17 protein-coding genes and 1 pseudogene are annotated in these 21,609 nt (G+C 67.2%); 9 read left to right on the top strand and 9 right to left on the bottom strand.

Annotated features, from left to right (window positions below; all coding sequences use genetic code 11):
• Positions 1 to 39 precede the first annotated feature (39 nt).
• A pseudogene (locus tag ABZV58_RS00660) lies at positions 40 to 429 on the bottom strand (EamA family transporter); the annotation flags it as partial.
• Between the two features lie 685 nt (positions 430 to 1,114).
• On the opposite strand from ABZV58_RS00660, the gene ABZV58_RS00655 reads away from it, so the two are divergent.
• The gene (locus ABZV58_RS00655; RefSeq protein WP_354998081.1) at positions 1,115 to 1,315 is read left to right on the top strand and encodes a hypothetical protein; all 201 of its coding nucleotides are present in this window, start codon (positions 1,115 to 1,117) and stop codon (positions 1,313 to 1,315) included.
• Positions 1,316 to 1,409: 94 nt separating this feature from the next.
• On the opposite strand, the gene ABZV58_RS00650 is transcribed toward ABZV58_RS00655, so the two are convergent.
• The gene (locus ABZV58_RS00650; RefSeq protein ID WP_354998080.1) at positions 1,410 to 3,707 is read right to left on the bottom strand and encodes an MMPL family transporter; all 2,298 of its coding nucleotides are present in this window, start codon (positions 3,705 to 3,707) and stop codon (positions 1,410 to 1,412) included.
• Between the two features lie 229 nt (positions 3,708 to 3,936).
• Positions 3,937 to 6,234 carry an MMPL family transporter gene (locus ABZV58_RS00645; RefSeq protein WP_354998079.1) on the bottom strand — a complete coding sequence of 766 codons (2,298 nt, stop codon included), beginning with the start codon at positions 6,232 to 6,234 and terminating at the stop codon, positions 3,937 to 3,939.
• Positions 6,235 to 6,437: 203 nt separating this feature from the next.
• On the opposite strand from ABZV58_RS00645, the gene ABZV58_RS00640 reads away from it, so the two are divergent.
• The 4 genes from ABZV58_RS00640 (at position 6,438) to ABZV58_RS00625 (ending at position 11,244) form a co-directional block, all read left to right on the top strand.
• On the top strand, positions 6,438 to 7,031 hold the full coding sequence (locus ABZV58_RS00640; protein WP_354998078.1) for a TetR/AcrR family transcriptional regulator: 594 nt from the start codon (positions 6,438 to 6,440) through the stop codon (positions 7,029 to 7,031).
• A gap of 36 nt (positions 7,032 to 7,067) precedes the next feature.
• Positions 7,068 to 7,526: an Rrf2 family transcriptional regulator gene (locus tag ABZV58_RS00635; protein WP_354998077.1), complete on the top strand. Its 459-nt coding sequence runs from the start codon at positions 7,068 to 7,070 to the stop codon at positions 7,524 to 7,526.
• Between the two features lie 68 nt (positions 7,527 to 7,594).
• Positions 7,595 to 9,328: an ABC transporter ATP-binding protein gene (locus ABZV58_RS00630; protein ID WP_354998076.1), complete on the top strand. Its 1,734-nt coding sequence runs from the start codon at positions 7,595 to 7,597 to the stop codon at positions 9,326 to 9,328.
• A complete protein-coding gene (locus ABZV58_RS00625) occupies positions 9,325 to 11,244 on the top strand; it encodes an ABC transporter ATP-binding protein (protein WP_354998075.1) in 1,920 nt (639 codons plus the stop codon). The genes ABZV58_RS00630 and ABZV58_RS00625 overlap by 4 nt, the downstream gene beginning before the upstream one ends.
• Before the next feature lie 4 nt (positions 11,245 to 11,248).
• On the opposite strand, the gene ABZV58_RS00620 is transcribed toward ABZV58_RS00625, so the two are convergent.
• Positions 11,249 to 11,881, bottom strand: coding sequence for a helix-turn-helix domain-containing protein (locus ABZV58_RS00620; RefSeq protein ID WP_354998074.1), 633 nt, complete (start codon positions 11,879 to 11,881; stop codon positions 11,249 to 11,251).
• Between the two features lie 102 nt (positions 11,882 to 11,983).
• Between ABZV58_RS00620 and tgt the strand changes: the two genes are divergently transcribed.
• Entirely contained in the window at positions 11,984 to 13,237 is a 1,254-nt protein-coding gene (gene tgt, locus ABZV58_RS00615; protein ID WP_354998073.1) for a tRNA guanosine(34) transglycosylase Tgt, read from the top strand.
• A gap of 417 nt (positions 13,238 to 13,654) precedes the next feature.
• On the opposite strand, the gene ABZV58_RS00610 is transcribed toward tgt, so the two are convergent.
• The gene (locus ABZV58_RS00610) at positions 13,655 to 14,437 is read right to left on the bottom strand and encodes a queuosine precursor transporter (RefSeq protein WP_354998072.1); all 783 of its coding nucleotides are present in this window, start codon (positions 14,435 to 14,437) and stop codon (positions 13,655 to 13,657) included.
• An 83-nt stretch (positions 14,438 to 14,520) separates the two neighbouring features.
• Here ABZV58_RS00610 and ABZV58_RS00605 point away from each other — a divergent pair, with 83 nt between their 5' ends.
• Positions 14,521 to 15,075, top strand: a complete 555-nt coding sequence (locus ABZV58_RS00605; protein ID WP_354998071.1) for a DUF4190 domain-containing protein — start codon at positions 14,521 to 14,523, stop codon at positions 15,073 to 15,075.
• Positions 15,076 to 15,157: 82 nt separating this feature from the next.
• On the opposite strand, the gene ABZV58_RS00600 is transcribed toward ABZV58_RS00605, so the two are convergent.
• The 3 genes from ABZV58_RS00600 to ABZV58_RS00590 are packed head-to-tail and all read right to left on the bottom strand — an operon-like array spanning position 15,158 to position 17,463.
• A complete protein-coding gene (locus ABZV58_RS00600) occupies positions 15,158 to 15,898 on the bottom strand; it encodes an RDD family protein (RefSeq protein WP_354998070.1) in 741 nt (246 codons plus the stop codon).
• 47 nt (positions 15,899 to 15,945) lie between these two features.
• Entirely contained in the window at positions 15,946 to 16,893 is a 948-nt protein-coding gene (gene gluQRS / locus ABZV58_RS00595; protein WP_354998069.1) for a tRNA glutamyl-Q(34) synthetase GluQRS, read from the bottom strand.
• Positions 16,894 to 16,917: 24 nt separating this feature from the next.
• Entirely contained in the window at positions 16,918 to 17,463 is a 546-nt protein-coding gene (locus ABZV58_RS00590; protein ID WP_354998068.1) for a DUF309 domain-containing protein, read from the bottom strand.
• Positions 17,464 to 17,886: 423 nt separating this feature from the next.
• Between ABZV58_RS00590 and ABZV58_RS00585 the strand changes: the two genes are divergently transcribed.
• Positions 17,887 to 18,096 (top strand): DUF397 domain-containing protein, encoded by a 210-nt coding sequence (locus ABZV58_RS00585; RefSeq protein ID WP_354998067.1) that lies wholly within the window; start codon positions 17,887 to 17,889, stop codon positions 18,094 to 18,096.
• A gap of 81 nt (positions 18,097 to 18,177) precedes the next feature.
• On the opposite strand, the gene ABZV58_RS00580 is transcribed toward ABZV58_RS00585, so the two are convergent.
• The gene (locus ABZV58_RS00580; protein ID WP_354998066.1) at positions 18,178 to 19,824 is read right to left on the bottom strand and encodes a cytochrome bc complex cytochrome b subunit; all 1,647 of its coding nucleotides are present in this window, start codon (positions 19,822 to 19,824) and stop codon (positions 18,178 to 18,180) included.
• 95 nt (positions 19,825 to 19,919) lie between these two features.
• On the opposite strand from ABZV58_RS00580, the gene ABZV58_RS00575 reads away from it, so the two are divergent.
• The gene (locus tag ABZV58_RS00575; protein WP_354998065.1) at positions 19,920 to 21,449 is read left to right on the top strand and encodes a wax ester/triacylglycerol synthase domain-containing protein; all 1,530 of its coding nucleotides are present in this window, start codon (positions 19,920 to 19,922) and stop codon (positions 21,447 to 21,449) included.
• The last annotated feature ends 160 nt before the right edge of the window (positions 21,450 to 21,609 follow it).

The raw sequence follows: 21,609 nt of genomic DNA, 5'->3' as shown, positions 1-21,609 counted from the left end.
CGAATCGGCCGCGAACCAAGCCGAGGCAGCCGCGGCCACGACCACCATCGCGACGCCGCCCCACTGCGCCCCGCGCAGACCTTCACCGAGCAACAACATCCCCGCCACCGCGGCGACCGCGGGCTGCAAACTCATCCACACCCCGAACACCGACGCCTCGATCCGCCGTAGCGCGGTCAGTTCGATGGCGTGCGGCACCAGCGACGAGCACACCGCGACGACCGCGACCCCGGCCAGCAGCACCGGGTTCAGTAGCGCCGAACCACCTTGTGTCACAAGGAAAGGCAGAACGAGCACGCCGCCGAACGCCATGGCGAGCGCGAGTCCGTCGTGGCCCGCGGTGTGTCGGCCGACCACCGCGCCGCAGGCGATGTACGCGCCCCATCCGGCGCCGGCGAGCAGGGCGAAGAGCACGCCGGTCCACGACATCGGCCCGCCGGCATCCATGAGCAGCAGCACACCGGCGCCTGCCATGAGCGCGAGCGCCGCGTCGCGCGGCTTGCGTGATCCGAGCAGGGCGACAGTGAGCGGCCCGAGGAATTCGATGGTGACCGCCACGCCGAGCGGTATCCGCTCGATCGCCGCGTAGAAGCTGAGATTCATTGCGGCGATAGCGATTCCGAGCCCGGCAATGCCGGGAAGCGCGCGCCGGTCGACCCGGAGAGCGGGCCGCCAGAGCAGCAGTGCGATCGCACCGGCGACGACGATGCGCAGGCAGGCGACCACGTCCGCGCCCGCGAGCGCGAAGAGTTGTTTGGCCACGGCCGCCCCGAGATGAATGGACACCATCGCGCCGAGCACGAGCATCGGCACGGGCACCCGATCGACGGGGCTTCGAGTGGGAAGCGAAAGAAAGGTACGCGGCGGTTTTTCGACCGAAGTGACGACCACGGGCGGAAAGGTAGGTGTGCGAAGTAAAAGTAAATTGACTGTCCGGTTGCCGCGCAAGCCTTCCCCGGTGGCGAAATGTCGGCCGAATTGTGGTCGAGCGCACTGGGAGTAACCGGTGGGCATAGGGGTATCTCCCCCCTTACGCCACCTGGCGCGATTGTGGAAGGAAGCGATGACTATGCGCGAGCGAGTGACTCACGGGCGGGCTGCGCGCGAATCCGGGATGCGGTGGTTCAGTCTGCTGCTCCTGGTGTGGTTGGCCGTCGGCATGATCGCCGCAGGCCAGCGTCAGTACTTCTCCAGCGGACCGATCAATTGCGCCGGATTCGGCACGATCGCGCTCACCGCGGTCTCCGGCCCCCTGAATTACCTGGGACTGAACCCCAAAATATCGAACTGTGTCATGCCACGGCCGAGCGAGTGACTCGGTAGCAATCCGGTAGCACCGGACGGTCGGACTATCGCGAGAACGGCTCCACACCCGAACGGGTGCGGAGCCGCTTCGACCGCGCGAGGCGTCAATCGCGAACGGCGACGGATTCTCGCGCCGCGGCCGATTCGGCACGCAGCGCGTGCAGCCGCGCGCCCTCCACGTCGATATCGGGCAGGATCCGGTCCAGCCACTTCGGCATCCACCACGCCCACTCGCCCATCAGCACCAGCAGCGAGGGGATCAGCACCATCCGGACCAGGAACGCGTCGAGCAGCACACCGGCCGCCAGCGCGAAACCCATGGACTTGGCGGTCGGATCGGATTCCAGCAGGAACGAACCGAACACCGAGATCATGATGATCGCCGCCGCGGTGACCACGCGCGCGCCGTGGTGGTAGCCGTTGACCATGGCCTCCTTGGGCGACGCTCCGTGCACATACTCCTCGCGCATGCGCGTCACCAGGAAGACCTGGTAGTCCATCGCCAGACCGAATACCAGGCCGATCAGCATGATGGGCAGGAAGCTGACGATCGGGTGCGGATCGTCGATCAGCCCGAGCTTGCCCTCCTGGAAGATCAGCACGGTCGCGCCGAACGTGGCGGCCATCGAGAGCAGGAAGCCGAGCGCGCCGGTCAGCGGCACGAGTATGGAGCGGAACACCAGGATCAGCAGGACGAACGCCGCCCCGGCCACGATCGCCATGTACGGCACGATCTTGCTGAGCAGCACGTGGTCGATGTCGGCGTAGATGGCGGTGGTGCCGGTGATGCCGTACCGGATGCCGTACTCGGCGTTCAGTCCCGCCTCGGCTTCGCGGGCGTCGCGCACCAGGTCCTTGGTGTCCTGGTTGTTCGGGCCCGCCTTCGGCACGCCGTCGAGCAGCGCGCCGTTGCCGTCCTGGCTCGGCGTCGGCTCGGTGACGTAGTCCATGTCGGGGTAGGACATCAGCTTGTCGCGCAGCGCGGTCAGCGCTTCGGCCCGGCGCTCCTGCGGCACGTCGGTGAGGTCGACCGCGACGTTGAGGACACCGTTGCTGCCCTCGCCGAACCCTTCGGTGCGCAGTTCGTAGGCCTTACGCACGGTGGAGGTCTTGGGCATGCTGTCCTCGCCCGGCAGACCGAGGTTCAGACCTGCGGCCGGTGCGGCGAGCAGGCCGAGCACAAGGATGCTGAGCACCAGCGTGACGACCGGGACGCGACCGATCAGCCGGGCCACGCGCATGCCGTTGGTGACGACGGTGTCGTCTTCCGGGTCGTGCTGGGCGATGAGCGGCAGCTTCGGCTTGAAGAGGAACCGCCCGAGCGCGCCGAGCAGCGCGGGCATCAGCGTCAGCGCGACGAGCACCGCGAAGGCCGCCGCGACCGCGCCGCCGAGACCCATGAACGTCAGGAATCGAACGCCGACGATGCTCAGGCCGACCAGCGCGATGATCACGGTCAGACCGGCGAACACCACCGCCGAACCCGCCGTGCCCAACGCGGTGCCCGCGGCTTCCTCGGCCGAATCCTGCACGGCCAGTTCGTGTTTGTACCTGGACACGATGAACAGCGCGTAGTCGATGGACAGCGCGATGCCGATCATCGAGGCGAGGAAGGTGGTGAAGCTGGGGATGGACAGCACCGAGGTGCCGAGAAGTATCAGCGAGGTCGCCGCGCCGAGGCCGACGATCGCGGTGACGATCGGCACGAAGGCCGCCACGATGGCGCCGAAGGCCACGATCATCACGATCAGCGCGACGCCCATGCCGATCATCTCCGACTTGCCGCTCGGGACCTGTTGTTCGATCGCGATGGTGCCGCTGAGTTCGACGGTCAGCCCGGCGGCGCGGGCGTCGTCGGCGACGTCGTAGGCGGCCGCGCGGTTCGCCGGCGTGATGTCGGCGAATTCCTCGAGGGTGAACGGCACGCTGACAACCGCGACGGTGTCGGGCGCGGTCTCGTTCAGCACGTTCAGCGGGGCGCCGCTACACGTGGAGACGTTCGGTTCCGGCACGAGGCAGCCCATCTGCTGGGCCGCGGCGATCGGGTCGGTCAGCGGCTTGCCGTGGTCGACGATGTCGAGCTGGTCGAGTCGGCTGATCAGCGCCTCGATCGCCTGGTGGTTGGCCGGATCGGTGAGCTTCTGCCCTTCGGGCGCGCCGATCACGTAGGTGCCGGTGACGGCGTCGAACTCGAACGCGGCCGACATGCCGGGGAAGTGTTCGTCGAGGATCTCCGTGGCCCGTTCGGACGGCAGGTTCGGCAGGCTGAAGTCGTCGGTCATCGGTTCCTTCAACTGGGCGCCGAGCGCGCCGAGCAGCAGGAACAGGACGAGCCAGACCGGCAGGACTATCCACTTGCGGCGAAAGGCGAACTTTCCCCACCGGTATAGATACACGGACAACGGGTTCTCCTCGCGGTTGATCGGGTCGAGCCGGTTCGGGAACGAACACGCGGGCTCACCCGCCCGCGCTCGCGAATTACCTCCGCCGCGCCGATGCAGGCGGTCTACCGAGCAAAGAGTCGAACACCCCGAGTCTGCTGCGTACCGGGCACGAGAGCAAGAACCGCCGGAAACACGTCGGCCCCGCACCCAAAGGCATGGGTGCGGGGCCGACGGTCGGCGAATCCGATCAGCTCACGGTGACCGGTTCCTTCTTCAGCTCGACGGACTTCTGCTGCAGATCACGCAGCTTCGTACCCTCGACATCGATATCCGGCACGATCCGGTCGAGCCACTTCGGCATCCACCAGGACCACTTGCCCATGATCACCAGCAGCGCCGGGACCAGCACCATGCGGACGATGAAGGCGTCGAACAGCACGCCCGCCGCCAGCGCGAAACCGAACGACTTCGCGGTCACGTCCGACTCCAGGATGAAGGAGGCGAACACCGAGATCATGATGATCGCGGCGGAGGTCACCACGCGCGCGCCGTGGTGGTAACCGGCCACCACCGCTTCCTTCGGCGACTTGCCGTGCACGTACTCCTCGCGCATGCGGGTCACCAGGAACACCTGGTAGTCCATGGCGAGACCGAACACGAGGCCGATGAGCATGATCGGCATGAAGCTGACGATCGGCTGCGGATCATCGATCAGGCCGAGCTTGCCCTCCTGGAAGATCAGCACGGTCGCGCCGAAGGTCGCGGCCATGGAGAGCAGGAAGCCGAGCGCCGCGGTCAGCGGCACCAGGATCGAGCGGAACACCAGGATCAGCAGGATGAACGCGGCGCCCGCCACGATCGCGAGGTACGGCGCGATCTTGCTGAGCAGCACGTGGTCGACGTCGGCGTAGATGGCGGTGGTGCCGGTGATGCCGTACTCGATGCCGTACTGCGCCTTCAGTTCGGCCTCCGCGTCGCGGGCGTCGCGCACCAGGTCCTTGGTGTCCTGGTTGTTCGGGCCCGACTTCGGCACGCCGTCGAGCAGCGCGCCCGCCTTGTCCTCACCGCTGAACTGCGGCTCGGTGACGTAGTCCATGTTCCCGTAGGACGCGAGCCGCTCGCGCAGGGCGTTGACCGCCTCGTCGCGCCGCTCGGGCGCGACGTTGCTCAGGTCGACCGCGACGTTGAGCACGCCGTTGCTGCCTTCGCCGAAGCCCTCGGTCCGCAGCTCGTAGGCCTTACGCACGGTGGAGGTCTTGGGCATGCTGTCCTCGCCGGGCAGACCCAGGTTCAGACCGGCCGCGGGCGCGGCGAGCGCGCCGAGCGCGACGATGGACAGCACCAGCGCGGCCCACGGGGCCTTGCCGATGAGACGGCCGAAGCGCATGCCGTTGGTGACGATGGCGTCGTCCTCCGGGTCGTGCTTGGCGACCAGCGGCAGCTTCGGCTTGAACAGGAACCGGCCGAACGCGCCGAGCAGCGCGGGCATCAGCGTGGTCGCGGTGATCACGGCGAAGCCCGCCGCGATCGCGCCGCCCAGACCCATGAAGGTCAGGAACTCGACGCCGACGATGCTCAGACCGGCCAGCGCGATGATCACGGTCAGACCGGCGAACACGACAGCGGAACCGGCGGTGCCGAGCGCGGTGCCCGCCGCCTCTTCCGGCGAATCCTGCACGGCCAGTTCGTGCTTGTAGCGCGAGACGATGAACAGCGCGTAGTCGATGGACAACGCGATGCCGATCATCGAGGCGAGGAACGTGGTGAAGCTCGGGACCTCGATGAACGAGGTGCCCAACAGGATGACCGAGGTGGCCGCGCCGAGGCCGACGATCGCGGTGACGATCGGCACGAAGGCCGCGACGATGGCGCCGAAGGCCACGATCATCACGATCAGCGCGACGCCCATGCCGATCAGCTCGGCGGTACCGCTCGGCTGCTCCTGGGTCTGGGCGATGGAACCGCTCACCTCGACCGCGAGGCCGGAGTTCCGCGCGTCGGCGCCCACGTCGTAGGCGGCCTTGCGGTTCTCGTCGGTGACGTCGGTGAACTTCGCGATGCTGAACGGCACGCTCATGAACGCGACGGAGTTCGGGTCGTCCTTGCCGAGCACGTTGAGCGGGGAGCCACTGCACTGCGAGGGATCGGGGTTCTCCAGGCAGCCCATCTTCTCCGCGGCGTCGATCGGGTTCACGATCGGCTTCTCGTGGTCGACGATGTCGAGCTGGTTGAGCTTGGCGATGAACGCCTCGACCGCCGCGCGGTTCGCGGGATCGGTCAGCTTCTGACCCTCGGGCGCGCCGATGACGTACGTTCCGGTGACGGCGTCGAACTTGAAGGCCTCGGACGCACCGGGGAAGTGCTTGTCGAGAATGTCGTTGGCTCGGGCGGAGGGCAGCTCGGGCATGCTGAAATCGTTGCTCATCGGTTTGCTGAGCTGCGCGCCCAGCCCACCGAGGAGCACGAAGAGGACAAGCCAGACCGGAAGCACTATCCATTTCCGGCGGAAAGCGAACTTTCCGAATCTATAGAGGTAAACGGACACGCGGGTACTCCTAGCGGTGACTGGTACGTGCTGGATCGTGGCGCGTAGACAGCACTTTCGCGGGACTCCCTGCTTGTCCCCGCCTCCACTGACGCTTTCTGCCTACCGTGCGGTAGGTAGACTACCGACCGAGTAAGTGGAGGTACAACCTCAATTTTGGTGGCGACGTTAGCGCCGCGCAGCATCGACGAGAGGATCATCCAATGGCCGGACCCGACGCACCCGACAGCGTTATCGCAGGTAGCGGCACTAAGATCGCGATCCGCGACGCCGCTGTGAAGCTATTCGCCGCCAAGGGTTTCGAGCAGACGAGCCTTCGCGAGGTCGCGGATGCGGTAGGAATCACAAAGGCTTCGCTGTACTATCACTACCCCTCGAAGCTGGATCTGCTATTGGCGATCATCGATCCGATCATCGACCATCTGCGTTCGGTCGTCGAAGACATCGACGCGGTCCCGTACAACGCCGAGGGGGTGCGGGCGGTGTTGCGTGCGCACCTGCGCGGGCTCATCCGGCACCGCGACGCGGGGGCGCTGTGCGTGCGCGACGCGGTGGCGATCGTCAACGCGATGGCCGACCGATATCCGGACCTGATGGACAGCAACCGGGTGCTGCGCGATTGGCTGGCCGGTCCGGATCCCACCGATGAGGCGCGGGTTCGTGCCTGCGCGGCGCTCGAGGTTCTCGGGGTGGCGTTGATTTCCAAGGAACTGGTGCCCGGCGCGGACGACTCGCTGCTGGAGAACACGCTCCTGGACTCGGCCACCTGCGTGTTGACCGCCTGCGGCACCGCGTAGATTCGTGCGCGTCGTCGAACACGCCTGGGAGTAGCCGTGCACATCACCGCGAAGGTCGATTACGCGGTGCGAACCCTGCTGGAGATCGCCCGGGCCACGCCCGACGCCAAGATCAAAGCCGACGCCATCGCGTCCGCGCAGCGGATTCCGCCCAAGGTGCTGGAGACCGTGCTCGGTGAGCTGCGCCGCGCCGAGCTGGTCGTCAGCAGGCGCGGACCCGACGGGGGATATTCGCTGGCCAGGCCCGCGGCCGCGATCTCCATCGCCGACGTGATCCGCGCCATCGAGGGCCCGCTCGCCTCGGTGCGCGGGCAGCGGCCCGAGGACGTGAAGTATCCGGGCGCGGCCGAGCCTCTGCAATCGGTGTGGATCGCGCTGCGTGTGAACATCCGCGCGGTGCTGGAGAACGTGACCGTCGCCGACATCGTCGCCGACCGGTTGCCCGAGTTCGTCGACGCGCTCACCGGCGATCCCGGCGCCTGGGAGCGGCGCTGAGCTGCGGTTCCGCCCAGAGAGAATCGCCACGACGGCTGTCACCGATTGCCGGTAGCCTGCCAAGCATCATGTTGATCAGACTGCTCAGAGCTCATCTGTACCCCTACCGCGCGCAATTGGCGGGGGTCGTTGCGCTCCAGTTGGTTTCGGTCATCGCGATGCTCTACCTGCCGAGCCTGAACGCCGATCTGATCGACAACGGCGTCACCAAGGGCGACATCGGCTACATCTGGACGACGGGGCTGTGGATGCTCGCGGTCACGGGCGTGCAGATCGTCGCGTCCGCGTTCTCGGTCTATCTGGGCGCACAGGCCGCCATGGGCGCGGGCCGCGACCTGCGCGGCGCGCTGGTGCACCGGGTCGGCACCTTCTCCGCGCGCGAGGTCGGCATGTTCGGCGCGCCCTCGCTGATCACCCGCAACACCAACGACATTCAGCAGGTGCAGCTGCTCATCGTGATGTCGGCGACCATCCTGGTGATGGCGCCGATCATGTGTATCGGCGGCATCGTCATGGCACTGCGCGAAGACCTGAGTCTGTCCTGGCTGCTGCTCATCGCGGTGCCCGCGCTCGGGTTGTCGATGGCGCTCGTCGTGGCCAGGATGGTGCCCGGCTTCCGCGACATGCAGGAGCGCATCGACGCGGTCAACCGGGTGCTGCGCGAGCAGATCACCGGCATCCGGGTGGTGCGCGCGTTCGTCAGGGAGCGGCAGGAGACCTGGCGGTTCGGCATCGCCAACACCGAGCTCACCGAGGCCTCGCTGCGCGTCGGCAGGCTGACGGCGCTGATGTTCCCGCTGGTCATGCTGATCAGCAACGTCACCGCGGTGGCGGTGATCTGGTTCGGCGGGCACCTGATCGACTCCGGCGAGCTGCAGATCGGCTCGCTCACCGCGATGTTGTCCTACATCATGCAAATCCTGATGGCGGTCATGATGGCGTCGTTCCTGGCCATGATGGCGCCGCGCGCCGCGGTCTCGGCCGACCGGATCGGCGAGGTGCTCGCCACCGAGTCCTCGGTGCTGCCGCCGCGTCTGCCGCAGCCGTTCGAAGGCGACCCGGCCTCGGTCGACTTGCAGTTCTGCGAGTTCGCTTTTCCCGGCGCGGAGAAGCCGGTGCTGCGCGCCATCCGTTTCCAAGTGGAGCCAGGGACCACTACGGCCATCGTCGGTTCCACCGGTTCCGGCAAGACGACGCTGCTGAACCTGATACCGCGGCTGATCGACGTCACCGACGGTGCGGTGTACGTGGGCGGCACCGACGTCCGCCACCTCGACCTCGAAGTGCTGCGCGAACAGATCGGCCTGGTGCCGCAGAAGGCGTACCTGTTCTCCGGCACCGTCGCCAGCAACCTGCGCTACGGCAACCCGGACGCCACCGACGAGGAACTCTGGCGCTGCCTCGAGATCGCGCAGGCCGCCGACTTCGTGCGGGAGATGCCGCAGGGTCTGGAGACTCCGGTGGCGCAGGGCGGCACCACGGTCTCCGGCGGCCAGCGCCAGCGCCTCGCCATCGCGCGGGCGCTGGTGCGCAGACCGCGCATCTACCTGTTCGACGACTCGTTCTCCGCCCTCGACGTCGCCACCGACGCCCGGCTGCGCGAGGCGTTGAAGCCGGAGACCGAGAACGCCTCGGTGATCATCGTGGCCCAGCGCATCGCCACCATCCGGGACGCGGACCAGATCATCGTGCTCGAAGACGGCGTGATCGCTGGCATCGGCACCCATGAGCAACTGCTGCGCGACTGTCCCGAATACCAGGAGATCGTGGCGTCTCAGCTGAGTGTGGAGGAGGCGCGATGAGGCCAGGAGCTCCCGCTCCCGGGGCACCGGACGCCAAGGCCAAGTCGTTCGGGCCGTCGCTGAAGCGGCTGCTGCGCAGGCTCGCCCCGGAACGGTTCTACGTCGGGTGCATCATCGGCCTCGCGGTCACCTCGGTGGTGCTCAACACCCTCGGCCCGTATCTGCTCGGCAAGGCGACCAACCTCGTCTTCGACGGCGTGGTCGGCAAGAACCTCGAGGCGATGCGCGGACTGTCCAAGGAGCAGGCCGTCGAGCGGCTGCGCGCGAGCGGCAACGACACCCTGGCCGACATGCTCAGCGCCATGAACGTCGTGCCCGGCGTCGGCGTGGATTTCGGCGCGGTGGGCCGGGTCTTGGTGCTCGTGCTCGCGCTCTACGTCGGCGCCTCGGTGTTCGGCTGGTTGCAGGGCTACCTGCTCAACATCGTCATCAACCGGACGGTGAAGCGGCTGCGCGGCGAGGTCGAGGACAAGATCCACCGGCTCCCGTTGCGCTACTTCGACTCCCAGCCGCGCGGCGACGTGCTGAGCCGCGTCACCAACGACGTCGACAACGTCTCGCAGAGCTTGCAGCAGACCATGAGCCAGCTGATCATGTCGGTGTTCTCGGTGCTCGGCATCCTGATCATGATGTTCTGGATCTCGCCGCTGCTCGCGCTGATCGCGCTGCTCACCGTGCCGGGCGCGATCGTCGTCACCGCGCAGATCGCCAAGCGGTCCAAGCCGCACTTCGTGGACCAGTGGAAGTACACCGGCCTGGTCAACGCGCAGGTCGAGGAGGCGTACACCGGCCACGAGGTGGTCACCGCGTTCGGCCGCGGCCGCGAGGTCGGCAGGGAGTTCGACGAGCGCAACCAGGCGCTCTACGAATCCAGCTTCAAGGCGCAGTTCATCTCGGGCCTGATCATGCCCGCGATCATGTTCCTCGGGAACGTGAATTTCGTGCTGGTGGCGCTGGTCGGCGGTCTGCGGGTGGCCACGGGCCATCTCTCGCTCGGCGAGGTGCAGGCGTTCATCCAGTACTCCAGGCAGTTCAGTCAGCCGCTGACCCAGATCGGCGCGATGGCGAACCTGCTGCAGTCGGGCGTGGCCTCGGCCGAGCGCATCTTCGAGATCCTCGACGCCGAGGAGCAGAGCCCGGATCCGGTCATGGAGAACACCCGGCCGGTGGATCGCGGGCGGGTCGAGTTCGAGGCCGTCTCGTTCCGGTACGAGCCGGAGAAGCCGGTCATCGAGCGGCTCTCGCTGGTCGCCGAGCCCGGACACGTCGTCGCGATCGTCGGGCCGACCGGCGCGGGCAAGACCACGCTGGTGAACCTGCTCATGCGCTTCTACGAGCTGGACGCGGGCACGATCACCATCGACGGCGTCGACATCACCGAGATCACCCGCGATCACCTGCGGTCGCGGATCGGCATGGTCTTACAGGACACCTGGCTCTTCCGCGGCACCATCCGGGAGAACATCTCCTACGGCAATCCCAATGCGAGCGAGGCGGAAATCCTCGCCGCCGCACGGGCCGCGTACGTCGACCGGTTCGTGCACGCGCTGCCCGACGGCTACGACACGATCATCGACGAGGAGGGTTCGGGCGTCAGCGCGGGTGAGAAGCAGCTGATCACCATCGCCCGCGCCTTCCTGGCCAAGCCGTCGATCCTGATCCTGGACGAGGCGACCAGCTCGGTGGACACCCGCACCGAACTGCTCGTCCAGCACGCCACCGCGGCGCTACGCCGAGACCGCACGAGTTTCGTCATCGCCCACCGGCTTTCCACGATCCGCGACGCCGACCTGATCGTCGTCATGGAGGCGGGCCGGATCGTCGAGCACGGCACGCACGAGCGACTGCTCGACGAGCGCGGCGCCTACTACCGCCTCTACAGCGCCCAGTTCGCGGCGGCCGCGGCGGAGGCTTGACGGACTAGTCGCAGAGTTGGGGGAGGAGGGTGGTGTAGGCCCAGTCCTCCCAGTGCTGCGCGGTCCAGCCTCTGTTGCGGACCAGCAGGAGGAACAGTTCGGTGCTGAGTAGGCCGTAGAGCAGGTCGGCGGCTTCTTCCGCCGAGACATCTCGGCGCGCACCGGGTTTGGTCATCATGACGGTGGCGGTGTGCAGCTGCACGGTGTAGCGCGGGTCCGGTTGGTCCGCGGGCCACATCGCGGCGACTTCCGGGTCGGTGGCCGCGGCCGTCTCGATCACCTTGTGTATCGGCGCGATGCGTTCGAGCACCGGGCGGGTGCCCGCGATGTGCGCGCGCAGATGCTTTTGCGCGGTCGCGGCAGCCATGGCGGTGCGGAACCACTCCCGTTCCATGGTCGCCACCGGTTCGTCGTCGCCCGCGATCGTGACGTCGACCAGTTCTTTCAGCAGCATGCGCTTGTTGGTGAAGGTGAAGTAGATGGTCTGCACAGCCACGCCCGCCCGCGCGGCGATCTCTTGCAGGTTGGTCGCGCCGTAGCCCTGCTCGACGAACAACTCGCCGGCGGCCGCGAGTATTCGCCGCCTCGTCTCCTGGGCTTTGAGGGCTCGCTTGTTCGTCCCCTTGACGGCGCTCATGACCGAAGTCTATATCTGATTAGAGTTGAACTCTAGTAAGGAATCCCTTCGACCAGCGCCCCGGGCGCGGCCGGCGCGGGGCGCACAGGGGCGCCTGAGAGGATGAAGGGCGTGTCAGCACCGGAATCGTTCTCCTTCACCGTCGGCGCCCGGCTGGACGGACGGCACGGTCGCTCGGGTGTCATCCAGACGCCGCACGGTGCGATCGCGACGCCCGCGTTCATCCCCGTCGGCACCAAGGCGACGGTCAAGGCGGTGCTGCCGGAGACGATGAGCGAACTCGGCGCGCAGGCGCTGCTGGCCAACGCCTATCACCTCTACCTGCAACCGGGCGCCGACATCGTGGACGAGGCGGGCGGACTCGGCGCGTTCATGAACTGGCCGGGGCCCACCTTCACCGACAGCGGCGGCTTCCAGGTGATGTCGCTGGGCGTCGGCTTCAAGAAGGTGCTCGCGATGGAAGCCGTCGACGTCCGCAGCGACGATGTGATCGCGGCGGGCAAGGAGCGCCTCGCCACCGTCGACGACGACGGCGTCACCTTCCGCTCGCATCTGGACGGCTCCAAGCACCGGTTCACCCCGGAAATCTCCATGGGCATCCAGCACCAGCTCGGCGCCGACATCATGTTCGCCTTCGACGAGCTCACCACGCTGCTGAACACCCGTGGCTACCAAGAGAAGTCGCTACAGCGCACGCACGAATGGGCGCAGCGCTGCATCGACGAGCACGAGCGGCTGACCGCGGCCCGCACACACCGCCCCTACCAGGCGCTGTTCGCCGTCATCCAGGGCGCGCAATACGAAGACCTGCGCCGCAAGGCATGTCGCGAGCTGGAGGCGATCCGCGGCGCGGGCGGAACGGGTTTCGACGGTTACGGCATCGGCGGCGCCCTGGAGAAGCACAACCTCGGCGCTATCGTCGGCTGGTGCTGTGACGAACTGCCCCCGGACAAGCCGAGGCACATGCTCGGCATCAGCGAGCCGGAGGACATCTTCGTCGCGGTGGAGAACGGCGCGGACACCTTCGACTGCGTGAATCCCTCGCGCGTCGCCCGCAACGCGGCCATCTACGTCGCCGAGGGCCGCTTCAACATCAATACCAGCCGCTTCCGCCGCGATTTCACCCCGATCGACGAGACCTGCGACTGCTACACCTGCGCGCACTACACCCGCGCCTACATCCACCATCTCTTCAAAGCCAAGGAAATGCTGGCCGCCACACTGTGCACGATTCACAACGAGCGCTTCACCATTCGGCTGGTCGACCGGATCCGCGCCAGCATCGACGACGGCAGCTTCGACGAGTTCAAAGCCGAAACGCTGGGCCGCTGGAAGGGGCGGATTCGCACGCCCTGATCCCCGGTGAGGTCAGCGCACGTGCTACGGACTGGCTCGGCAGAGGCGCCAGCCGCAGCGCACGCGCTAGCCGCGCAGCCGCGCTAGCCCCGGCGCAGGCGCTGCTGAGTCGGCTGCACGCGTTGGCTCCGTCCGCACGACCCCCTCCGGTTGCACACGCTCGCCCCGCCGATGCGCTGGTTTCGGCGCACGCACTGGTCCGGCAGACGCGCTGCCGCGGCGCACGTGCTGGGCTCGGTTGCACGTTGCGGAGCCCGGCGGCACGCGCGCTCGCCCGGCCGCACGCAAGCGTTCGCCCGGCCGCATGCGCTGGCCCCGGCGCACGCACTGGTCCGTCGGGCGCCATCGCGCAGCGTGTTTTGGGCGGACCTCCGCCTGCGCTCCGGCCGTGTGCGGAGTGGGGTGTAGGACCGCGTCCTAAGCGTGCAGCGGGTCGACGGCGCGCGGCGCGTAACCGGGTTCGTGCTTCTTCAGTAGTGCGATCACCCGGTAGGTGAGCGGCATGACCAGCACCTCGACCAGCGTCTTCCACAGGAAGCCGATGATCACGTAATTCACGAACTGCTGCCAGGTTTCGATGCCGATGGCGGCCGCGGCGATCGAGCAGAAGATCAGGGTGTCGGCGAATTCGCCGACCACGGTCGAGCCGATCAGCCTGGCCCACAGGTATTTCTCCTTGGTCCGTTCCTTGATCAGCACCAGTGTCGCGGAATTCAGCAGCTGGCCGACGAAATACCCGGCGAGACCGGCGATCACCAACCGCGGCACCGGACCGACGATGGATCGCAGCGCCTCCTGGTTCTCGTAGAAACCGGCGGCGGGCAGGCGGAGCACGATCGCGAAGCACAGCACGGTCAGCACAAGGGCGCCGAACCCGTAGTAGATGGCGCGCCGGGTGGCGCGGAAGCCGTACACCTCGCTCAGCACGTCGCCGAGGACGTAGGCCAGGGGAAAGAGGAAGAACGCGCCGTCGGTGACGATCGGCAGGATCTGGAACGGTCCCACCGTGACCGATTCGTCGCGGAAGAATTCGACGCCCTTGGTGGCGCAGATATTCGAAATGATCAGCGTCGCGGTGAACAGCGCGACGATCGGTGTGTAGTACCCCCGCGCGACCTGGGCGAATGCCGCGTGGTCCGGCGCGGGGTACCCAGACCCGTCGTGTTCTTCTGATTTATGCACATCACTCACGGGCATCATCCTCCCAGCCGGGACCGGGTCGCGTGGGACGGTCCGGTCATGAAGGACAGACCACGTCCGTCTGCGCCCATTACGCTGTACCCATGACGAATCCCGGCGATTCCGACGAGTGGTGGAAGCAGTACGGCGGCCAAGGCGTGTCGCCGGACTCCGGCGCCCAGGGCTCGGTACCGCAGTATCCGAACTCCGAACCGACCGGGTACCCCTCCGCACCGCAGTACCCGCAGCAGCCGCCGCCCTCGCAGCCGCAATATCCGCAGCAGCCGCAGTACCCGAACTACCAGCAGCCCGCGGGCGGCGCGCCGTACCAGTCGGGACCGGCGCCCTATCCGCAGCAGCCGAATTACGGCTATCCCCAGGGCTATCAGCCGTACGGCGCGCCACCGAGCCAGGGCTCCAACGGTTTGGCGATCGCCGCGATGATCGTCTCCATCGCGGGCGTCGCGTCCTGCTGCTTCCTGCTGCCGAGCATCATCGGCCTGGTGCTCGGTGTGGTCGCGCTGAACCAGATGAAGCAGTCCGGCAACTACGAAGGCAAGGGCATGGCCCAAGCCGGCGTGTGGGTCGGGGTCGGCGGCATCGTGCTCGGCATTCTGTACTGGGTGCTCAACATCATCGGTGTGATCGCGGGGGCCTGAGCCGCGAAAACGACTCGCGCCGAAGACGACTCAGGGGCGCTCCCGTTGCCGGGAGCGCCCCTGAGTGTTTGCCGGGGGTGGGTCAGCCCTTGACGACCTGGGTGCCGCCCGCGAACTTGTCGTGCCAGCCCTGCTTGTTCGGGTCCTGCTCGATGGTGACGGCGATGTAGATGCCGAGGCCGAACGAGACCAGCCAGCCAAGGCAGTAGACGACACTGGCCGCGAGGAACACGTTGCGCTTGAGCGAGGTGACCGGGTCGATCTTGGCGCCGCCGGGCCCGACGACCCGGAGGCCGAGGATCTTCTTGCCGAGGGTGGTGCCCTGCGTCACCTCCATACCGACGAAGTACGCGGTGATCAGAGCGAAGTAGACCGCGTACGCGAGAATCTGGGTTCCCAGGTTCGCGGGCAGGAAGAGCAGGAGCATCGTCAGCACGATGGCCGATGGAATACCAGCGATGATGTTGTCGATCAAACGGGCTGCGAAGCGCGGCCACAGCTCACCGGGCTGCGCGCCGCCGAAACCGCCTGCGCCATAGCCCTGCTGCTGCGGGTACTGCTGCTGGCCGTACGGATCCTGGTTGTACTGCGGCTGCTGCCCGTACTGCGGCTGCTGCTGCCCGTAGGGGTCCTGCCCGTACTGAGGCTGCTGGCCGTACTGCGGCTGCTGCTGGCCGTACTGCTGCTGGCCGTAAGGGTCCTGACCGTACTGCGGCTGCTGCCCGTACTGGGGCTGCTGCCCGTACTGCGGCTGGCCCTGGGGGTACGGCTGGCCGTACCCGCCCTGGGGATTCTGGTTGGGGTCGTACCCACCGCTCGTCATGCTTTTGTCCTCGTGGTGATCGGTTGATCAGTGGTCGATTCGGTACGTTACGGACACCCGCTGGGTTGCAACAACCCGTCGGCGGCCACGATCCAAGGTTCTCGCGGTAACCGCGCCGGATCGAAATGTTCGAGGAGCTGCGACGGGGTGCTCGCGGTGTAGCCGAGCGAGCCGGCGAGCAAGCTCACAACCTGTTCGGGCGTGTTGCCCAGGGCGCGTCGGTCGGCGAGCGTCACAGCGCCGTCGCGTTTGGCCAGCCGTTGACCATTTTCGTTGAGTACCAACGGCACATGCGCGTAGCGCGGAATGGGCAGGTCGAGCAGGCTGGCCAGGTAGGCCTGGCGCGGGGTGGATGGCAGCAGGTCGTCACCGCGCACCACCTGGTCGATGCCCTGCGCGGCGTCGTCGACCACCACCGCGAGGTTGTAGGCGGGCGTGCCGTCGCCGCGGCGCAGCACCACGTCGTCGACCGGGCCTCGGTAGCGGCCGTGCAGGTCGTCGATTACTTCGAACTCGGCGGCCGCGGCACGCAGGCGCAGCGCGGCGGATCTGCCCTCGGCCCTGCGGCGCGCGCGAGCCTCGGCGCTCAGGGTGCGGCAGATCCCCGGGTAGGCGCCCATCGGCCCGTGCGGTGCGGTCGCGGCCTGCTGAATTTCCCTTCTGGTGCAATAGCACTCGTAGGTCAGACCGGCGGCGGTGAGTCGTTCGATGGCGGCGTCGTAGTGCGGCAGGCGTTCGGATTGGCGCACCACCGGGCCGTCCCAGTCCAATCCGATGGCCGCGAGATCGGCGAGCTGGCGCTCCGCCGCGCCTGGGCGCACCCGATCGAGATCGTCGATCCGCATCAGGAACCGGCGTCCGCTCGATCGCGCGAACAGCCAGGCGAGCAGTGCCGTGCGCAGATTGCCCAGGTGCAGGTCGCCCGACGGGCTCGGCGCATAGCGGCCCGCGCCTCGGGCGAGTGAGTCGAGCTGGGCGGCGGGCACGACTGCCATGGTAGGCGTCCACACCGACGGCGCTCAGACGCGCAGCCGCGGCTTGAGGTCGTCCTCGGTGATCGCTGCGCCGGAGTCCAACGCGGCGAGCAGCGTTTCGGCGCGCGCGATCAGTCCCGCGCCATCGATGTCATAGGGCAGAGCGCGGTTTCGGAGTTCTGTCGAGTCGTCCGCACCCTGGTCGTGACAATCGTCGTCCGAATTGCCGCTATCGCCTGGTTCGTAGGCCCGCAGTCGGCCGACCGCGCGACCGAGCAGGGTGCGCGCTCCCTTCGGATTACCGCGTTGTATGTGTGTCAGACCGACCGCGTATTGCGCCAGACCCTGCCACAGCATCCTTTCGGCGAACGGCCCGTTCTTCCATGCCGCCTCCAATACCTCGTGTGCGTTGAATGCCAGACCGTCATCCAAGAGTTGCTGGGCGAGGGTAAGAGTTTGCTGGGGCGGCAGATTCAGATCGTCCGGAATTCGCGGCACGCCCTCGCTACCGAGCGGTAGCGGGCGGCCGAACCGGTCTCGTGGGCGGGGGTTGCGGGCGCGACCTGCCTCGTCGCGTGGACGTTCGACCATAAGATCCATGATCCACGCCGTGTCCAGGCGACGCCGCGCGAGGGTGGCCCTCGGTGCCTCGATCGACGGATCACAGACCAATCACGCTGGAACAAATGATTGCCCTCCGCGGCTTTTCGCCGGAAAGCTCAGGGCTGGCAATGTCCCCGCAACTTAATGCCTTCGCAAGCTTGGCAAATGGGATGGTTGAACTGGCAAGAGACCGGCAAATCCTTCGAAGAACCTGCTAGGGTTTAGCCCGCGGGGGCAACCCGCGGGGCGTATTCGTCCCGAACTTCAGTGCGATACCGCGCACCGATACTGTTGCGCGCTACCACCAAGCGCACCACGGTATTCGGCGTTCCCTGCGCCCGGATACCGGTGCTAGTTAGAACAATCTCGGTTGGAAATTCTCGTTCTCGACGCAGCAAAGGAGCTAGTGCCGTGGAAGTAGATTCGACGGGCGCTGTGTGGCGTAAGAGCACATACAGCGGCCCCGACGGGAACTGCGTGGAAGTGGCATTTTTCGACGGCGGCAATGTGGCTGTCCGCGACACCAAGGACAAGGGCGTCGGCCCGGTCTTGGCATTCACCCCGGGTGAGTGGGACGCATTCCTCAGCGGAGTATCGGCGGGGGAGTTCGACAAGGCCTGAACGTCAGGTCCGACGAGCAGTCAGCACGGGCCCCGGGTCCAATCGGCTCGGGGCCTTCGCGCGCTCGAATTCGACTGCGAGCTATTGGGTTTCGTCGCGGCCGTGTCCGTTTCCGGTGATGCGATCCTGGTAGCTCCGCAACACCGCGAGTTGCCGGTGTTCCTCTTCGTGCTCGATGGCGCGGTTGCGGTTGGACTCGGCCGTCGGATCGGCGCGGAAGAAGCTGCCCGTGCCCGGCTTGCCCGCCGAACCGAGGCGGTTCATCTTCTTCGGCACCGCCGCGCCTTGGTACTCCAGCGGGATCGGGTGGCCGTGCTCGTCGACCGGGCCGAGCGGCTGGTGCACCTCGATGTACTCGCCGTGCGGCAGGCGCTTGACCACGCCGGTCTCGATGCCGTGGTCGAGCACCGTGCGATCGCTGCGTTGCAGGCCGAGGCACAGGCGGTAGGCGATGAAGTACGCGATCGGCGGCCCGATGAGGACACCGATGCGGCCTGCCCAGGTCGTCGCGTTCAACGAGATGTCGAACTTGTAGGCGATGATGTCGTTGACGCAGGAGATCGTGAGGACCACGTAGAACGTGATGGCCATGGCGCCGATCGCGGTGCGCACCGGCACGTCGCGTGGGCGCTGGAGCAGGTTGTGGTACGCCTCGTAATCCTTGGTCAGGCGCTTCTCGATCCAGGGGTAGGAGATCAACAGGACGAACACCAAGCCCATGGTCAGCGCCACCCAGAACGAGGCGGGGACCGTGTAGCGACCCAGATACAGCTCCCACGGCGGCATCAGACGCGCCAAGCCGTCGGTCCACATCATGTAGAAGTCCGGCTGCGAACCGGCGGAGACCTGGGAGGGGTTGTACGGCCCGAGGTTCCAGATCGGGTTGATCTGGAACAAACCGCCCATGAGACCGACGACGGCGAGAGTGAAGGCGAAGAACGCGCCCTGATCGGCGGCGAACACCGGCACGATGCGCGCGCCCACCACGTTGTTCTCGGTCCGTCCCGGCCCGGGGAACTGGGTGTGCTTCTGATACCAGACCAGCGCGATGTGCGCGGCGATCAGTGCGAGCATGATCCCGGGGAAGAGCAGCACGTGGGCGATGTAGAGGCGCGGGATGATGATCTCGCCGGGGAAGTCGCCGCCGAACATCAGCCAGTGCATCCAGGTGCCGATGACCGGGATTCCGATCGTGATACCGGAGAACGCGGCGCGCAGGCCGGTGCCGGAGAGCAGGTCGTCGGGCAGCGAGTAGCCGAAGAAGCCCTCGAACATCGCCAGGATCAGCAGCAGCGAGCCGATCACCCAGTTCGCCTCACGCGGCTTGCGGAACGCGCCGGTGAAGAAGATACGGAACAGGTGCACGATGATCGAGGCCGCGAACAGCAGCGCCGCCCAGTGATGGACCTGGCGCACGAACAGGCCGCCGCGCACCTCGAAGGAGATGTTCAGCGCGGTCTCGTAGGCCCGTGACATCCCGACGCCGCGCAGCGGCTGGTAGGCGCCGTCGTAGGTGACGTGCGCCATCGACGGGTCGAAGAACAACGTGAGATACACACCCGACAGCAGCAGGATGATGAAGCTGTAGAGCGCGATCTCACCCAGCAGGAACGACCAGTGGGTCGGGAAGACCTTGTTGATCGACCGCTTCATGAATGCCGCGCCGCGATATCGCTGATCCGCCGCATCAGCTTGTTCGCCAACTGTTCGCGCGAGTCCGTTCGCCATGGCCGACACTCCGCTCGTGCGTGTGTGGAATGGGTCTACTACAGACGGTAGCAGCGTTGCCGCGCGGAATCGATAGTTTCTATAGGGTCTCCCACGTGAGTTCGATGGCGCCGCAGGACGCGACCATGTTCTGGCTGTCGGCCCGGACCCGCAACGATCTGTTCCTGCTCTACAGCTTCGCCGACACGGGCGTGTCGACCGAGACGCTGCGCACCGCCGTGGCGGCCCGCAGCGCGCGGATACCGGACCTGCGGGTCCGGCTCCGTGAGACGCCCGGCGACCTCGGCTATCCGTCCTGGGTGCCGTGTGAATACTCGGCAAGTCAGTTCATCGAGCACCCGCTGCCGCGCGCGGACTGGGCAGCGGTGCAGGCCGCGCTCGGCGATCTGCTCGCCACCGGTGTCGACGCCACGTCGCACCCGTGGAAGTTGCACGTCTTCCGGGGCGTCGCGGGCGCGCCGATGCGGGCCTCGGACGACGAGCTCGCCACGGTGGTGGTGCTCCAGATGTCGCATGCGCTGGCGGATGGGATGCGGGCGGCGGCTGTCGCGCGGGAGTTGTTCTCCGGGGAGGACATGGTCGGCGGGGCGGGGCGGCCGAGCGCGTCGGGTGCTGCCAGCGATGGGCAAGCGACTGGACGCGCCGTTGATAACGGCGCAGGCAGCCGGGCGCGAGCGGCCGAGGGGTTCGCGGCGGAGCCCGGGGCAGGGCGTGGCGCCGATCGGGCGGCGGACGGCGACCTGTTCGGCATCATCGCTGAATCCTTTGCGCGCCTGCGAGATTCGGGGATAGCCGGGGCCGCATGGGGTGCCGCTCGGTTACCTGCCGGAATGGTTCGTACGGCGGTTCGTGGGTTTCGCGCGTATCGGGCGCAGACGGAGTTGGCCGAGCTGACGGCGGCCGGAACGGTACCGCAGCCGGGTCCGGGGTTCGCGCCGAGTGCGGTGAACAAGATTGGGGCGGCTGGGGTTATCGATCATCGGGCGCGGATGATCGTGTGCGACGCCGAGGAGCTTCGCGTACAGGGCTGGACGATCACCGTGGTGGTGTTGACCGCCGTGTCGGTTGCCCTCGCCGAATACCTTGCGGCGCAGGGTGAACCGGTTTCGCGGCTCGGCGCGCAAGTGCCGATGGCGCTGTCGGGTGAGTCCGTGTCTCGCAACCACTATCGGAGCCTCGGCGTCGAGCTGTGCACCGACGAACCGGATCTGCGCCTGCGAGCCGACCGGATCGCCGCCGCGCTCGCCGAACGTCGGCTGCGGGCCCAGCATCCGCTGCTGTCCGCGCAGGATCGCGTGACCGCCGTGACCCCGGCCCGCATCCTGCGCCGCGATGTCGACCGCTATCCCGTCGACAGCGTGCCCGACTCGATCGCCGGTCACACGGTCGTCTCCAGCGTGTACCGCGGACCCGCCGATCTCACCTTCGGCGGCGGACCCGTCCGCTGTACCGGCGGCTTTCCCGCCCTAGGTGCGGTCATGCACCTCACCCACGGCGTGCACGGCCTCGGCGACACCGTCACCGTCTCGATCCACGCCGATGCCGCGGTCGTCGATGTGGATTCATACGCGGGCCTGCTCCGCACGGCGCTGCGCGAGGTGGCGGCGATGCTCGCGGCCGGCTGAACAGTGCACATGTAACCCGGTCTCGCGGCTCGTCCCGCGCGGCGCACCTTGCTACGGTCACGCTCACCGCTGCCGCTGCCGCTGCCGCTGCCGCTGCCGCTGCCGCTGCGCGATAGTCGCACGACTGTGGTGACCGTCGAGACGAGGACAGTCGGCGCTG

The sequence above is a fragment of the Nocardia sp. NPDC004654 genome (assembly GCF_040609595.1).
In the GTDB taxonomy this organism is placed as follows: Bacteria; Actinomycetota; Actinomycetes; order Mycobacteriales; family Mycobacteriaceae; genus Nocardia.
This window is presented reverse-complemented; position numbering and strand designations above follow the sequence as displayed.

Coding starts and splice junctions, on each gene's coding strand:
- ABZV58_RS00655 (WP_354998081.1), top strand. CDS start 1,115: ATGCGGTGGTTCAGTCTGCTGCTCCTGGTGTGGTTGGCCGTCGGCATG.
- ABZV58_RS00640 (WP_354998078.1), top strand. CDS start 6,438: ATGGCCGGACCCGACGCACCCGACAGCGTTATCGCAGGTAGCGGCACT.
- ABZV58_RS00630 (WP_354998076.1), top strand. CDS start 7,595: ATGTTGATCAGACTGCTCAGAGCTCATCTGTACCCCTACCGCGCGCAA.
- ABZV58_RS00625 (WP_354998075.1), top strand. CDS start 9,325: ATGAGGCCAGGAGCTCCCGCTCCCGGGGCACCGGACGCCAAGGCCAAG.
- ABZV58_RS00620 (WP_354998074.1), bottom strand. CDS start 11,881: ATGAGCGCCGTCAAGGGGACGAACAAGCGAGCCCTCAAAGCCCAGGAG.
- tgt (WP_354998073.1), top strand. CDS start 11,984: ATGAAGGGCGTGTCAGCACCGGAATCGTTCTCCTTCACCGTCGGCGCC.
- ABZV58_RS00610 (WP_354998072.1), bottom strand. CDS start 14,437: ATGATGCCCGTGAGTGATGTGCATAAATCAGAAGAACACGACGGGTCT.
- ABZV58_RS00605 (WP_354998071.1), top strand. CDS start 14,521: ATGACGAATCCCGGCGATTCCGACGAGTGGTGGAAGCAGTACGGCGGC.
- ABZV58_RS00600 (WP_354998070.1), bottom strand. CDS start 15,898: ATGACGAGCGGTGGGTACGACCCCAACCAGAATCCCCAGGGCGGGTAC.
- gluQRS (WP_354998069.1), bottom strand. CDS start 16,893: ATGGCAGTCGTGCCCGCCGCCCAGCTCGACTCACTCGCCCGAGGCGCG.
- ABZV58_RS00590 (WP_354998068.1), bottom strand. CDS start 17,463: ATGGTCGAACGTCCACGCGACGAGGCAGGTCGCGCCCGCAACCCCCGC.
- ABZV58_RS00580 (WP_354998066.1), bottom strand. CDS start 19,824: ATGGCGAACGGACTCGCGCGAACAGTTGGCGAACAAGCTGATGCGGCG.